Here is a 13,308-nt window from a genome sequence, read left to right as displayed (position 1 = left end):
CCTGTCCCGGCCGGGGCGGGCGCGGCAGTGGCATGATGGCCACTGTCCGATGGGATTCTGCCAGGAGGCTGCCGTGCCGAACGCCGCGAAGACACCGCCGCACCGGATCGCCGTGCTCGCCCTGGAGGGCGTCTACCCGTTCGAACTCGGCATCCCCCGAAGGGTGTTCGCCGCCGCGGGCGACCGCTACGAGCTGGCCACCTGCACCGTGGACGGGCGGCCGGTGCGTTCGGACGCGGACTTCACCATCGGCGTCGAGCACGGCCCGGAGATCCTCCGCGCGGCCGACAGCGTGGTCATCCCGCCGTTCTCGCCCGCCCTCGCCACCGCCGACCTCGACCCCGCCGTCGCCGCGGCGCTGGCGCTGATCCGGCCCGGCACCCGGCTGATCTCGATCTGCACCGGCGCGTACGTGCTCGCCGCCGCCGGCCTGCTGGACGGCCGGCCCGCCACCACCCACTGGGCGCTCGCCGACCGCTTCCGCCGGCTCTTCCCCCGGGTACGGCTCGACCCGGACGTGCTGTTCGTCGACGACGGCGACATCCTCACCTCGGCGGGCGCGGCCTCCGGCGTCGACCTGTGCCTGCACGTGCTGCGCCGCGACCACGGCGCGGCCGTCGCCAACCACGCCGCCCGGCTGGCCGTCGTCCCGCCGTGGCGCGACGGCGGGCAGGCCCAGTACATCGAGCAGCCCGTCCCGGCGGCGGGGGCCGTCGGCACCGCCGCCACCCGCGCCTGGGCGCTGGAGCGGCTGCACCTGCCGCTGACGCTGGCCGAGCTGGCCGGGCACGCCGCGATGAGCACCCGTACCTTCGCCCGCCGCTTCCACGACGAGACGGGCCAGAGCCCCGGCCGCTGGCTCACCCAGCAGCGCGTCGCCCTGGCCCGTGACCTGCTCGAATCCACCGACCTGACCGTCGACCGGATCGCCGGCCGGGTCGGCTTCGCCAACGCGGTGTCGCTGCGTCAGCACCTGCACGCGGCGATCGGCGTCTCGCCGCTCGCCTACCGGCGGACCTTCGCCGGGAACTAGTGCCGCGGCACTAGCCCCTGCGGCGGCGGCGCACCCCGATCACCGTGCCCACCAGGGCAGTTGCGCCCAGTGCGGTGCCTGCGGCGAGCAGCGGTGCGGTGCTCGTGGAGGCGGTGGGTGCGTCGGCCTGGAAGCCGCCCGCCTTGCCGGCCCGGTCGTACGCGGAGCCGGGCAGCTTGTCGCCGTACCGCTGGTGGACCAGCTGCTGGTAGGCGGCGACGGTGGCGCCGTGCGCGCCGACCGAGCGGCGGGCGGTGTCGTCGAGCGGCAGGACCCGGCCGTCCTTGAGCTCGTACCAGGCGCCCAACTGCGGTTCGCGGAAGGCGGTTCCGCCGTCGGCGGCGGCCCGGGCCGCGTAGTCGGTCTCGTCGCTGCCGGAGGCGATGTTGACCACCCGCCAGCTGCCGTTCTGCTGCGCCGTCCAGACCGAGGCGCTCTGCCCGTCGGCGGCGACGGCCTTGGTGGCGGTGAACTCGACGGTGGCGACCGGTGCGCCGGGCCGGCCGGCCACGAAGCCGGCATCGAGGGTGCGGACCGGCACCGTGTCGCCGCTGAGCCGGGGCGCGGCGTCGCTCGCCGCCCGGGCCTCGTCGCTCGGGCCGATCGCCAACGGCTGGGTCGGCGGCACCCCCTTGCGGGCGAAGAAGTGCCCCAACTGGTCGAGCACGGACGGGTTCTGGGCGGCGGCCCGGGCGGCGGCGAGGTCGCCGGAGCCGAGCTGCTGATCGGCGGCCTGCGCGAGCGGGGCGGCGGCGAGGCCGAGGGCGGTGGCCGCGGCGAGTGCGGCGGCGGCGCGGGCGAGTCGGACGCGGTGGCTGCTCATGACGGGGCTCCTCACGCGCCGATCCGGTACAGGGAGTGGGTCCAGGAGAACGACCCGTTGTTCACGTAGTAGTTGTAGTCGCCCCAGTTGTAGCGGTAGTTGGACGGCCACGGGTCGCCCCAGTACAGCCAGTTGTTGCCGCTGTCGTAGCCGTACAGCACGTTCATGTGGCCGCCGCCGGAGCTCCACTGGATCCGGGTCTCCACCGGCCGGCCGGCGTCGATCTCGCCCTGCACGGTGGAGTAGCGCAGGTAGCCGCTGACGTACGAGCCCGGGTTGATGCCGATCGTGTACAGCGCGTTCTGCACCTCGGCCAGGCTGGCCTGGCTGTTCGGGCAGCTTGCGTTGGTGGAGCGGCCGAATGCGGCGTTGCAGAACTGGTTCTGGCTCCAGGTGTAGCCGTAGTAGGAGGCGATGGTGTTGCCGGAGGCCGCCCAGCACCAGTTGGTCTGCTGCTGGGCCTGCATGGTCAGGTTGAGGGTGCGCGCGGTGCCCGCCGCCAGCGGGGCCTGCGGCTTCGCGGCGGTGGCGGACTGTATCGCGGCGGGCTGTATCGCGGCGGGGGTCTGAGCGGCCACGGCGGGGGCGGCCACGGCCGGAACGGCGGCGGCCGCGCTCAACGCCGGGGCGAGAACGCCCAGGGCGAGTACGGCGACCGTCCGACGCAGCCGCATCGGGGTGAGTGGCATGGGGAATGTCCTCCTGGCAGAGGAGTGGGGGTGTGGGGGCGGCGTCCGGACGCGCTGCCGACGAGCATCCGGCCGTTGCCACCGGGCGGTCAACGGCCGCGCCCGGCCGGGGAGTCGAGGTGTGAACGGCCTCCGCCGGGTGTGAACGCGCCCCCGCCGGGCAGCGCGAATATCGACCGGGGCGGCGACCCGCCGTCCACAAGGTGTGAATATTCACGCTCAGTTGAGGAGCCGGCCATGCCGCAGCCGACCGCACCGCCCGAACTGGCCCTGGCCCTGCGCACCGGACCGTTCCACCTCGCCCTGCGGGCCGCCATCGCCGCCCGCGGCCTCGCCCTGCACCGGCTGCGCCGACACCTCGCGCAGCGCGGCGTGCACGTCGGCGTCACCAGCCTCAGCTACTGGCAGCAGGGCCTGCGCCGCCCCGAACGGGCCGAGTCGCTGCGCGCCGTCGCCGCGCTCGAAGAGGTGCTGGAGCTGCCCGAGCACTCGCTCACCCGACTGCTCGGCCCCCGCCGCACCGCCCCCGACCCCGCCTCGCCGCCCGTCCGCCCGTACCGCGACCTGATCACCCCCGCCGAGGCGGTGGACGGCCTGATCGCCGTCCTCTCCGGGCCGCCCGACACCGGGCTGCACACCGTCACCCACATCGAACGGATCCGGGTCGGCGCGGACCGGCGGCTGCGGCGCCGCGACTCCCAGCACGTGCTGCGCGCCCACCGCGACGGCATCGACCGCTACCTCGCCATTTACCAGGGCGACCCGGGCTGCGACATCGGCCGGGTCCGGGTCCGGGCCGAGGAGAACTGCCGGGTCGGCCGGATCCGCCGCGACCCCGCCGCGCACCTGCTGGTCGTGGAACTCCTGCTGGACCGCCGGCTGCGCACCGGCGACACCCACCTGCTGGGCTACGGCTTCGACGAGTCGCCGTCGCCGCAGCCCAGCCGCGAGTACGTGCGCGGCTTCAACGCGGGGGCCGGGCAGTACGTGCTCCAGGTGACCTTCGACCCGGCCGCGCTGCCCGTCCGCTGCGACCGGTTCACCGTCCGCACCCCCGGCCAATCCCCCCTGGAGACCGAGGAGTTGACCCTCGACGGGCACCACTGCGCACACCTGGTGGCCGAGGGGCTGCCGCCCTGCCTGCTCGGGCTGCGCTGGGACTGGGAGTGAGCCCAGCCCGCCAGGGCCTCCGCCCCAGGGCCTGTCCGCCCTAGTTGGTGATCCGCCCGCCGGCCACGTCGACGGTCAGTCCGGTCAGCCAGCCCGCGCCGTCGGAGGCCAGGAACAGCGCGGCGTCCGCCACGTCGGCCGGGGTGCCGAGCCGGTTCAGCGGGTGGGTGGCCGCGACCCTGGCCTGCACCTCGGCGGGCATCCGCTGCTGCACCCGTTCGGTCAGGATCGCCGACGGGGCAAGGCAGTTGACGCGGATGCCGTGCGGCCCGAGCTCGGCCGACAGGTGCCTGGTCAGCATCACCACGCCCGCGTTGGCCACCCCGTACGCCAGGTTGGCGCCGCTGGGCTGGCGGCCGGCCGCCGAGGACATGGTGAGGATGCTGCCCGCGCCGCGCTCCAGCATGCCCGGCAGGAAGGCCTGCACGGTGAGGAACACCGAGGTCAGGTCGGAGTCCAGCACCTCGCGCCAGCGCTGCTCGGACAGTTCGGCCGTCGGCACCGGGAAGCCCTGGCCGCCGGCGAACGCCGCCAGCACGTCCACCGGGCCGAACCGCTCGTCCACCGTCCGGCGCACGCCGTCCAGCGCCGCGCTGTCCGTCACGTCGGCGACGGCGGCCACCGCCTCGCCGCCCGCGGCGGCGATCTCGGCGACCACCGCCGCCAGCGCCGCCTCGTCCCGGCCGACCACGCACACCGACGCGCCCTGCGCGGCGAACGCCCGCGCGGTGTGCGCCCCGATCCCGCGCGAACCGCCGGTGACCACCACCGTCCGGCCCTTCAGTTCCGCATACGTTCCGGTCATCGCACTCAACTCCCCTGTGATCAGTGTTCGGTGCTGCGACGGCGGGTCTTCGGCAGCAGGGCGGCCACGAACAGCAGCCATACCAGCCCGCCGAACCGGACCACCGGCAGCAGGTACATGAAGCCGTCCGCCACCAGGGCGAACAGCGCGAGCATCCCGGCGGCGGCCACCACCAGGCCGGACCAGGTCACGGCGCGGGGCAGCAGGTCGGTGAGCATCGCCGACACCGAGACGCCCGCCGCCAGCAGACCGAAGCCCGCCGCGAACGCGGGCCCGCCCGCCAGGAAGGACACGTCGGCCAGCGCCCGGCCCAGCGCGGGCGGCGCGTCGGCCGACAACCGCCCGCCCGCCCACGCCCCGGCCGCGCTCAGGAACAGCGCGGACGCCGCCAGCACGCCGCCGACCAGCGTGATCGCGGAGCCGGGCGCGGTGATGCCGAGCGCCCGCAGCCGCCGGTAGAGCAGCGCCGCGCACAGCGCCAGCGGCACCGCGGCGGCCAGCAGCAGCAGCGCGCCGAGACGGGCCGTGCCGCCGTGCTCCTGCGCGTACCGCACCACCTCGGCGCCGGTGGCGTCCGGGTGCGGGGTGGCCCGGTTGACCACGGTGTAGGCGATCGTCAGCCCGGTGACCGAGAGGGTCGGCGCGAGCAGCGGCGGGCCGGTCTGCGGGCCGCCCTTCGGCCGGGCGGCCGGGGCGGGGCGGGGCTGGGCGGTGGTGCTCATGGTTCCTCCATGACATCCGTCGACGCGCATCCATCGATACACTCGGAATAATGATTACATCGTGGAACGATTGTCAAACGGGTACGATGTCGGCATGAGCATGAATCGAGAGGCGGACCGCCAGGACCGGCCCGACGGCACCCCGCAGGCAGCGCCCGGCCCGGGCGGGCCGCCCGGCGGCGGTGCGGCATTCCTGCTGGCCCAACTGGGCGCGCACGCCGCCGAGCGCTTCGCCGAACGGATCTCCGCACTCGACCTCACCCCCGCACAGGCCGGCCTGCTCCGGCTGCTGGTGCAGAACCCGGGCCGCAGCCAGCGCGAACTCGCCGACGCGCTCGGCATGCCCCCCAGCCGCTTCGTCCCGTTCGCCGACGGCCTGGAGCAGCGCGGCCTGATCGAACGCCGCCGCAACGCGGAGGACCGCCGCCTGTACGCACTGCACCTCACCGACGACGGCCTCGCCCTGCTCGGCCGCCTGCGCGAAGCGGCAATGGCCCACGAACAGGACGTCACCCAGGCCCTCACCCCCGAGGAGCACGCACACCTGACATCCCTGCTCGGCCGGATCGCCGCACAGCAACACCTCACCCCTGGCATCCACCCCGGCTACCGCACCATGCGCCCCCGCTGACTCCCCCTCAGGGAGGCGACAGGGGCCTGAGGGTGGTCGGCGAGATGGCAGCCGACCCAGGGCAGGCGGCAGAGCCGGGGGCAAAAGGCCGTTCGTGGAGCGCTACTTGAACGCCGACAGGCAACCTCGCCCTGCCAGGCTGCCCACCCCCGCCCCCGGGAAGCGCGCACAACCGACGTCTCCGGACCCCCGCTCAGCGGCAGCTCACCCCGGGCGCTCCCCAAAAACCCTCCGTTGAGCACCACTTGAGCGCCGACGGGCAACCTCGCCCCGCCGAGCCACCCGCACCAGACCACGGCCGCCCGGCCCCCGCCCCCGGGAAGCGCGCACAACCGACGTCTCCGGACCCCCGCGCAGCGGCAGCCCACCCCGGGCGCGCGAAAGGCCCCGGGGGCGCTCCCCAAAACCCTCCGCGGACCCCCACTTGAGCGCCGACCGACGACCTCGCCCTGCCGAGCCACCCGCACGAGGCCACGGCCGCCCGGCCCCGAGGGGTTGCGCAGTCGACGTCGCAGCTCGACCAGGGCACGCGAAAGGGCCCCGGCGGGTTCTCCCCCAAGGGCCCTTCGTGGAGCGCTACTTGAACGCGACCTCGGCCGCGTCGGTGACGGGCCGGTAGCCGAGGCGGGGGTAGATCGCGTTGCTGACCGGGTTCGCGAGGTCCGTGTAGAGCAGGACCTCGGCCGCACCGCGGGACTGTGCGTGCCGGGTGGCGGCAGCCGTCAGGGCGCTCGCGTAGCCGTGGCCGCGGTCGGCGGGCGGAGTGTAGACGGGGCCGATCCGGGACATCCCGGCGACGGCGGGGCTGGCTCCGGCGAGCGAGACCGCCCGCCCGTCCTCGGTCTCCCACAGCAGCAGGACCTCGGCGGCGATCCGCTGCTCGGCGTCGGCCGCCGCGTCGGCGGGCGGCAGGATCTCGGCCTCGACGCAGAAGTCCACCAACCAACGGGCGACGGTCTCCCGGTCGGCGGGCCCGGCGATCCGGGAGCGGCCGGCGGGCGGCACCGACGGAGGCGTCAACTCGCCCAGCCGGTACAGTCGTTCGCTCCGCTCCAGGTGCCAGTCGACGCCGGTGGCCCGGTGCCACTCGGCGGCGAAGGCGAGGGCGGTGTCGTGGTCGCCGGCCACCGTGTCGGGGCGGTCGGCGGCGTCGCCGGCGGCGAGCGTGCGGGCCAGCTCCTCGGCGGCGGCCGCCGGCATCGGTCCGAGGCGCTGCCCCCACGGCGGGGTGCGCACGCAGGTGCCGGCGACCTCGCCGTCCGGGCCCTGCCACCAGCCGAAGCGCGGCGGCTGCGCGCCGTACGCGTGCAGGCCGTCCCGGGTGAGGCGGTCGAGGATGGTGAGCAGCACGGTGTTCGCGACGGGGTCGGCCGCGAGGAACTCCCCGGCGGCGGCGCGGAAGTCGTCCGGTGATGTGGTCAGTGTCCAGCCCATGACTCATCCTGCCCTGCGGACAGTGCCGCCGACCAGCGCTTTTCGGTCGGCGGCACCGTCGTTCCGGTCACTTGCCGTGCAGGCGTTCCGCCAGTTCCGAGGCGTCCGCGACCGGCCGCTCGCAGACGAAGTGCCGGCAGACGTACGCGGCGGGCTTCCCGTCCAGGAGCGGGCGGTCGGCGAGCAGCGGCACCTCGGTGTCGCCGACCTCGCCGACGGCGACCACCGCGCCGGGGGCGGTGGAGCGCAGCGCCGCCAGGTGCAGCGCGGCGCGCCCGGCGTCGCCGGCGGGGCCGACCACCGCAACCTCGCGCGGCCCGTCGAGCAGCGCCTCGGCGACGGCCAGCCCCCAGCCGGTGAACCGCGGCGCGCGCGCCCCGAGCGTCGAGACGATGCCCAACGCCCTTTCGGCGGCGGTGCGGTGGCGCGCGGAGCCGGTGTACGCGGCGTAGCCGAGCAGCGCCCCGGCGGCGGCGGTCCAGCCGGACGGGACGGCGTTGTCGGTGGGGTCCTGCGGGCGGCGGATCAGCTGTTCGGCGTCGTCGGCGGTGTCGTACAGCGCGCCGGACTCCTGGTCCGCGAAGTGCAGCAGCACCAGGTCGAGGAGCTCCCCGGCGAGTTGCAGCCAGGCCGCCTCGCCGCCGACCGCGTACAGCGCGAGGAAGCCTTCGGCGACGTCCGCGTAGTCCTCCAGCACGCCCGCGTTCGCGCCCGCGATGCCGTCCCGGGAGGTGCGCAGCAGCCGTCCCTCGGGCGTGAGGTGGACGGCGATCAGCAGGTCGGCGGCGCGCTCGGCGGCCTCGATCAGGTCGGGGCGTTCCAGCAGCGCGCCGGCCTCGGCGAGGGCGGCGATCGCCAGGCCGTTCCAGGCGGCGACCACCTTGTCGTCCCGGGCCGGGGCGGGGCGCTGCGCGCGGGCCTCGAAGAGCTGCTCGCGGATCCGCCGGTAGGCGTCCATGTCCTCGGGGTCGTGCGGGAGTTGCAGGACCGAGGTGCCGTGCTCGAAGGTGCCGGTGACGTCGAAGAGCCGCACCGCGAGGTCGGCGTCCGCCTCGCCCAGCACCTCGGTCAGCTGCTCGGGCGTCCACGCGTAGTACGCGCCCTCGGTGGTCTTCCCGCTCGCCGGGTCCAGCGAGTCGGCGTCCAGCGCGGAGGCGAACCCGCCCTCCGGGGTGCGCAGTTCGCGCAGCAGGAAGTCGGCGGTCTCCAGCGCGACCCGGCGGGCCTGCTCGTCGCCGGTGGCGCGCCACAGGTGCAGGTACACCCGCAGCAGCAGCGCGTTGTCGTAAAGCATCTTCTCGAAGTGCGGGACGGTCCAGGTGGCGTCCACCGCGTACCGGGCGAACCCGCCGCCCAACTGGTCGTAGATCCCGCCGCGGGCCATCGCCTCGCAGCTGCGCCGCACCATCTGCAGCGCGGCTTCCGAGCCCGTCCGGGCGTGGTGGCGCAGCAGGAACTCCAGCACCATCGACGGCGGGAACTTCGGCGCCCCGCCGAACCCGCCCCGCCGCTCGTCGAACGACCGGGTCAACTCCACGACCGCGCCGTGCAGTTCGGCGTCCCCGGGCGGCTGGGCGATGCCGCTCCCGACCGCGTACACCGAGGCCCGCTCGGCGAGGTCCTTGCTGATCCGCGCCGCGACCTCCCCGACCTCGGCCCGCCGCCCCGTCCACGCCTTGTCCACGCCCTCCAGCACCTGCCGGAACGACGGCATCCCGTGCCGGGGCTGCGGCGGGAAGTACGTCCCGAAGTAGAACGGCTGCTTCTCGGGCGTCAGGAACACCGTCATCGGCCACCCGCCCTGCCCGGTGGCCGCCTGCACCGCCTCCATGTACACCGCGTCGACGTCCGGCCGCTCCTCCCGGTCGACCTTCACCGCGACGAACCGCTCGTTCAGGTACCCGGCGGTCTCCTCGTCCTCGAACGACTCGTGCGCCATGACGTGACACCAGTGACAACTCGAATAGCCGACGGACAGCAGCACCGGCACCCCGCGCCGCTCCGCCTCCGCGAACGCGTCGGGAGACCACTCCCACCAGTCGACGGGGTTCTCGGCGTGCTGCTGGAGGTAGGGGGACGCGGCATCAGCCAGACGGTTCACCATGCGCGCAGTATCTCAACCACCGCAACATTGCGGGCCGCACCATGCGCAAGCGGCTTCGGACGGCGGTGGATGTGCCGGTGGGCCGGTTTCCCGTCGGCACCGGAGAACACCACGCGCCCTGCGACCGCACAGTACGCTGGCCCGGCAGCACCGGGCCCGTCGAGCCCCGAAAAGGTACGCCGATGACCGCCGAGATGGTCGCTCCTGAGTGGATGCACCGGCAGATCACCGCGGACGAGGACGACTCCTGGTCCGCGGAGCAGTGCGCGGGCATCGAGATTGTGGACGGGATGGTCGCCGTGAGCCCGCGTGCGTCCAAGCGGCACAACCGCCTGGCCCGGATCCTGGCGAACGCCCTGGAGGCAGCCGCCGGTCCGGACTGGAACGCCGACACGGACTCCGACGTCCGGTTGCAGGACGCGCCCCTGACCAACCGGCGGCCCGACGTCGTGGTCTACCGGGCCGAGACCGTCGACATCACGCCCACCCGCCCGGAGCACGTTCTCCTGGTCGTCGAGGTCGTGCCACCGGGTTCGGAGACCACCGACCGCATCGTGAAGGTGGATCGGTACGCCCAGGCCGGTATCGCCTTCTACTGGCGGATCGAGCAGACCGCCAACGGCGTTCCCCTACGACCGGCGCGCATGGCGGACCGGCATGTCCGGATCTGACAGCAGACCGTCATTGTCGCCGCCGAGCGACGCGGGTCAGGATGGACCCATGTCCAGCACCCGCCGTGTCGTCATCGCGGTCTTCCCGGGCGTCGACCTCCTCGACGTCACCGGCCCGGCCGAGGTCTTCGCCCTGACCAACCGGGAGACCGGAGGCGCCGCCGGCTACCAGGTCGAGCTCGTGGCGCGAACCCGCGGCGAGGTCGCCACGTCGGCGGGGCTGCGGCTGGTCGCGGACCTTGCCTTCGCCGAGGTGGACGGCGTCCTGGACACGCTGCTGGTCCCCGGAGCGGTCAATGCCGGCCCCGACGACCGGGCCGCCGGTTCGGACGACGTGGTGGCGTGGGTCGCCAGGGTCGCGCCGCTGGCCCGGCGGGTCGTGTCGGTGTGCACGGGCACGCACCTGCTGGCCGCCGCCGGGCTGCTCGACGGCAGGACGGCGACGACGCACTGGTCGACCGCGGCGCGGTTGGCGGCCGAGCATCCCGGGGTCACCGTCGACCCCGACCCGATCTTCGTACGCTGCGGCAACGTGTGGACCGGCGCCGGGATCAGCTCGTGCGTGGACCTGGCACTGGCGCTGGTCGCCGAGGACCTGGGCGAGGAGGTCGCCCTGGCAGTGGCCCGGCAGCTGGTCGTGTACCTCAAGCGCCCGGGCGGCCAGAGCCAGGTCTCGGCCCCGCTGAGCCGGCCGCCCGCGACCCGCCGAGACATCGACGATCTGCGGATGTTCATCGTCGACCATCTGGCCGGCGACCTGTCCGCCGCCGCCCTCGCGGCACGCATGTACCTGAGCGAGCGTCACTTCGCGCGGGTCTTCCGCCAGCAGACCGGGACCACTCCGGGCGCCTACGTCGAGGCCGTGCGGGTGGAAGCGGCCCGCCGGCTTCTGGAGGACACCGACCGGACCTTGGACCAGGTCGCCGCCGAGTGCGGGCTCGGCTCGGTGGAGACGCTCCACCGAGCGCTGCGCAAGCGGATCGGCACGACGCCCGCGGCCTACCGGCGCCGGGTCCGCACGACCGCCTGACGACGTCCTCCCCCGATCCCGGTCCACCCGCGCGTGGGACGGCGCTGCTCCCTGCCCGGAAGACCGTCCTCGACGACGGCGGCGCGGGCACCCCTTGCCACTTCTCCGCCTGTCGTTTCGCTGCGCCCCCATGGCAGTTCCGCGAAACCCGTCGCCCGGAAAGGAAGCCCACCCATGCCCTTGCCGAAGTCGTTGCACATCCTGCGAGATCGTCCCTTCCGGCTCCTGTGGACCGCTCGCAGCATCTCCGCCATGGGCAATGCCCTGATGCCGGTGACAGTGGTCTTCGCCATCCTGCGCTCGGGCGGCAGCGCCCTGGACGTCGGCACCGTGCTGACCTGCCAAGCGGTCGGCCAGGTGGTGATGCTGCCGGTGGGCGGGGTCTGGGCGGACCGGCTGTCGCGCAAGCTCGTCCTGATGGCGACCGACGCCGTCCAGGCGGTCTGCTACGGCCTGCTCGCCGTACTGGTGTTCCTGAACCACGCCGCGGTCTGGCAGTTCGGCGTCGCCTACACGGTGGCCGGCATGGCCTTCGCCTTCTTCACCCCGGCGTCCAGGGCTGTCGTGCCCGAGCTCGTCGATGCCGGGAACCTGCAACCGGCGAACGCCCTGCTCGGCCTGACCGACAGCACCACCAAGGTGGTGGGCCCGGCCCTCGCCGCGCTGCTGCTGGCGGTCTCCAGTCCGGGCACGGCGATCCTGGTCGATTCCGTCAGCTTCCTGGTGAGCTTCGTGCTGGTCTCCCGGATGCACCTGTCCAGGCCGGTGGAACGGCCCGAGAAGCACCACTTCTTCGCGGAGCTGCGCGACGGTTGGGTGGTGGTGGCCCGGCGCCGCTGGTACCTGGCCAACCTGCTCGCCTGGGGCATATGGAACTTCGCGATCGCCTTCTTCTTCGTCCTGGGGCCGGTCGTGATGCAGCACGGCCATGGCGGGGCCACCGCTTGGAGCATCATCCTGATCACCGGCGCGGTGGGCTCCATCGTCGGCGGGCTGGCCGCACTGCGTTACCGGCCGCGCCGTCCGCTGGTTGTCGCCAACGCGACCGCCGTGTTCGGCATCGGCCCACTGGCTCTGCTCGCTCCCCCTGCCCCGGTGTTCGTCATCGCCATCGGGGTGGCCGTGGCCTTCCTCATGACCGCGCTCGTCAACGAGGTCCTGGCGACTGTTCAGCAGCAGCTCTTCCCCAAGGAGATGCTGGCGCGGGTCAGTTCACTGGACTGGATGATCTCGTTCATCGCCATGCCCGCCGGCTACGCCGCCGCCGGTCCGGTCGCCGAGTTCCTCGGGACGCGCACGACACTGCTGGCTGCCGCAGCCGTCATCGGCACGCCGTGCGTGCTGCTGAATCTGCTGCCCGGCGTGCGCTCGGTCCGGCTCCTCCCCGACGGCACCATCGGCATCACCGGCGAGCGGGGCACCGCTGCGTCCCTCCCCGGGGACACCTCGGCTCCCGTTCCGACGGTCTCGACCGAAACAGCCGGTTCACCGGGTCGGTGAACCGGCCGATCTGCCGACTCGCGCGTCGGACCGCCAACGGCGTTCCCCTCGTCTGCACCTACGTCCTCCCCCGACGACGGGTACAGGTCTGCCCGACAGGTCAGCGGGCGTCCGGCTCGGGCCGGGGCAGCTCGTCGAGGTCGAGGGTGTAGGTCCGCCCGTCGGCCAGGTCGATGGGCAGCTTGCCCGAGCCGTACTTGTGCGTGTGCGCCGCGATGTAGCCGGAGCCGGTGGGCCGGGTGTGGACGACGACCTCAGCGGCGTACGGGTCCACCACCACGTAGACGGGGATGCCGTAGCGGCCGTACTTCGCGGTGCAGTCGTCGTAGTCCTTGCGTGCGGAGGAGGCCGAGACCACCTCGGCGATCAACAGCACGTCCTCGAAGCCGTAGCGCTTGCCCTGCCGCTGCGCGTCCTCCCGCAGGATCGCGAAGTCCGGGGCGGAGTTCTCGTCGGCCGGGAAGTCCAGGTAGACGTCGGAGGCGGTCTTCGCGTGCCGGCCGAGCGAGAGCGAGTCGATCTGCATCGACTTGATCGTGCTGGAGTGCTCAAAGCTCTGCGGAGTCATGATCACCTTCCCGTCGGTACCGAAGAAGACCACGTACCCAGCGGGGAACTCGGTGTGCATGACCGCGTCGACGCTCATCAACGGCTCCTTCCTGTCGCCTCTCAGGATATGGGGCCACGGTCCCGCCC

12 protein-coding genes and 1 pseudogene are annotated in these 13,308 nt (G+C 73.7%); 6 read left to right on the top strand and 7 right to left on the bottom strand.

All coding sequences use genetic code 11. From position 1 onward, the window contains the following. Positions 1–73: 73 nt before the first annotated feature. Positions 74–1,033, top strand: coding sequence for a GlxA family transcriptional regulator (locus ACFV4P_RS05315; RefSeq protein WP_380467586.1), 960 nt, complete (start codon positions 74–76; stop codon positions 1,031–1,033). Between the two features lie 10 nt (positions 1,034–1,043). On the opposite strand, the gene ACFV4P_RS05310 is transcribed toward ACFV4P_RS05315, so the two are convergent. Together ACFV4P_RS05310 and ACFV4P_RS05305 are read right to left on the bottom strand one after the other, a co-directional pair. Continuing rightward, complete coding sequence (locus ACFV4P_RS05310) at positions 1,044–1,856, bottom strand: hypothetical protein (protein WP_380467584.1); 813 nt, start codon at positions 1,854–1,856, stop codon at positions 1,044–1,046. A gap of 11 nt (positions 1,857–1,867) precedes the next feature. Then, positions 1,868–2,545, bottom strand: a complete 678-nt coding sequence (locus tag ACFV4P_RS05305) for a papain-like cysteine protease family protein (protein ID WP_380467582.1) — start codon at positions 2,543–2,545, stop codon at positions 1,868–1,870. A gap of 237 nt (positions 2,546–2,782) precedes the next feature. Here ACFV4P_RS05305 and ACFV4P_RS05300 point away from each other — a divergent pair, with 237 nt between their 5' ends. Beyond that, positions 2,783–3,715: a hypothetical protein gene (locus tag ACFV4P_RS05300; protein ID WP_380467580.1), complete on the top strand. Its 933-nt coding sequence runs from the start codon at positions 2,783–2,785 to the stop codon at positions 3,713–3,715. 40 nt (positions 3,716–3,755) lie between these two features. Here ACFV4P_RS05300 and ACFV4P_RS05295 read toward each other — a convergent pair whose 3' ends face one another. Together ACFV4P_RS05295 and ACFV4P_RS05290 are read right to left on the bottom strand one after the other, a co-directional pair. Next, positions 3,756–4,520 carry an SDR family NAD(P)-dependent oxidoreductase gene (locus ACFV4P_RS05295; RefSeq protein WP_380467578.1) on the bottom strand — a complete coding sequence of 255 codons (765 nt, stop codon included), beginning with the start codon at positions 4,518–4,520 and terminating at the stop codon, positions 3,756–3,758. A gap of 20 nt (positions 4,521–4,540) precedes the next feature. Next, positions 4,541–5,242 (bottom strand): DUF4386 domain-containing protein, encoded by a 702-nt coding sequence (locus ACFV4P_RS05290; protein WP_073811102.1) that lies wholly within the window; start codon positions 5,240–5,242, stop codon positions 4,541–4,543. 94 nt (positions 5,243–5,336) lie between these two features. Here ACFV4P_RS05290 and ACFV4P_RS05285 point away from each other — a divergent pair, with 94 nt between their 5' ends. Beyond that, complete coding sequence (locus ACFV4P_RS05285; protein WP_380467576.1) at positions 5,337–5,873, top strand: MarR family winged helix-turn-helix transcriptional regulator; 537 nt, start codon at positions 5,337–5,339, stop codon at positions 5,871–5,873. A gap of 576 nt (positions 5,874–6,449) precedes the next feature. Here ACFV4P_RS05285 and ACFV4P_RS05280 read toward each other — a convergent pair. Both ACFV4P_RS05280 and ACFV4P_RS05275 read right to left on the bottom strand, forming a co-directional pair. Beyond that, complete coding sequence (locus ACFV4P_RS05280; RefSeq protein WP_380467574.1) at positions 6,450–7,307, bottom strand: GNAT family N-acetyltransferase; 858 nt, start codon at positions 7,305–7,307, stop codon at positions 6,450–6,452. A 67-nt stretch (positions 7,308–7,374) separates the two neighbouring features. Then, positions 7,375–9,411 carry a thioredoxin domain-containing protein gene (locus ACFV4P_RS05275; protein ID WP_380467572.1) on the bottom strand — a complete coding sequence of 679 codons (2,037 nt, stop codon included), beginning with the start codon at positions 9,409–9,411 and terminating at the stop codon, positions 7,375–7,377. 182 nt (positions 9,412–9,593) lie between these two features. Here ACFV4P_RS05275 and ACFV4P_RS05270 point away from each other — a divergent pair. From ACFV4P_RS05270 to ACFV4P_RS05260, 3 genes and pseudogenes are all read left to right on the top strand, one after another. Beyond that, positions 9,594–10,043: pseudogene (locus ACFV4P_RS05270) on the top strand (Uma2 family endonuclease); the annotation flags it as partial. 88 nt (positions 10,044–10,131) lie between these two features. Beyond that, positions 10,132–11,112, top strand: a complete 981-nt coding sequence (locus tag ACFV4P_RS05265; RefSeq protein WP_380467570.1) for a GlxA family transcriptional regulator — start codon at positions 10,132–10,134, stop codon at positions 11,110–11,112. 174 nt (positions 11,113–11,286) lie between these two features. Beyond that, positions 11,287–12,612 carry an MFS transporter gene (locus tag ACFV4P_RS05260; RefSeq protein WP_380467568.1) on the top strand — a complete coding sequence of 442 codons (1,326 nt, stop codon included), beginning with the start codon at positions 11,287–11,289 and terminating at the stop codon, positions 12,610–12,612. Positions 12,613–12,712: 100 nt separating this feature from the next. On the opposite strand, the gene ACFV4P_RS05255 is transcribed toward ACFV4P_RS05260, so the two are convergent. Further along, positions 12,713–13,258 carry a Uma2 family endonuclease gene (locus ACFV4P_RS05255; protein WP_380467566.1) on the bottom strand — a complete coding sequence of 182 codons (546 nt, stop codon included), beginning with the start codon at positions 13,256–13,258 and terminating at the stop codon, positions 12,713–12,715. Positions 13,259–13,308 lie beyond the last annotated feature (50 nt).

The sequence above is a fragment of the Kitasatospora sp. NPDC059795 genome, assembly GCF_042732175.1.
GTDB lineage: Bacteria > Actinomycetota > Actinomycetes > Streptomycetales > Streptomycetaceae > Kitasatospora.
This window is presented reverse-complemented; position numbering and strand designations above follow the sequence as displayed.

Coding starts and splice junctions, on each gene's coding strand:
- ACFV4P_RS05310 (WP_380467584.1), bottom strand. CDS start 1,856: ATGAGCAGCCACCGCGTCCGACTCGCCCGCGCCGCCGCCGCACTCGCC.
- ACFV4P_RS05305 (WP_380467582.1), bottom strand. CDS start 2,545: ATGCCACTCACCCCGATGCGGCTGCGTCGGACGGTCGCCGTACTCGCC.
- ACFV4P_RS05300 (WP_380467580.1), top strand. CDS start 2,783: ATGCCGCAGCCGACCGCACCGCCCGAACTGGCCCTGGCCCTGCGCACC.
- ACFV4P_RS05295 (WP_380467578.1), bottom strand. CDS start 4,520: ATGACCGGAACGTATGCGGAACTGAAGGGCCGGACGGTGGTGGTCACC.
- ACFV4P_RS05290 (WP_073811102.1), bottom strand. CDS start 5,242: ATGAGCACCACCGCCCAGCCCCGCCCCGCCCCGGCCGCCCGGCCGAAG.
- ACFV4P_RS05285 (WP_380467576.1), top strand. CDS start 5,337: ATGAGCATGAATCGAGAGGCGGACCGCCAGGACCGGCCCGACGGCACC.
- ACFV4P_RS05280 (WP_380467574.1), bottom strand. CDS start 7,307: ATGGGCTGGACACTGACCACATCACCGGACGACTTCCGCGCCGCCGCC.
- ACFV4P_RS05275 (WP_380467572.1), bottom strand. CDS start 9,411: ATGGTGAACCGTCTGGCTGATGCCGCGTCCCCCTACCTCCAGCAGCAC.
- ACFV4P_RS05265 (WP_380467570.1), top strand. CDS start 10,132: ATGTCCAGCACCCGCCGTGTCGTCATCGCGGTCTTCCCGGGCGTCGAC.
- ACFV4P_RS05260 (WP_380467568.1), top strand. CDS start 11,287: ATGCCCTTGCCGAAGTCGTTGCACATCCTGCGAGATCGTCCCTTCCGG.
- ACFV4P_RS05255 (WP_380467566.1), bottom strand. CDS start 13,258: ATGAGCGTCGACGCGGTCATGCACACCGAGTTCCCCGCTGGGTACGTG.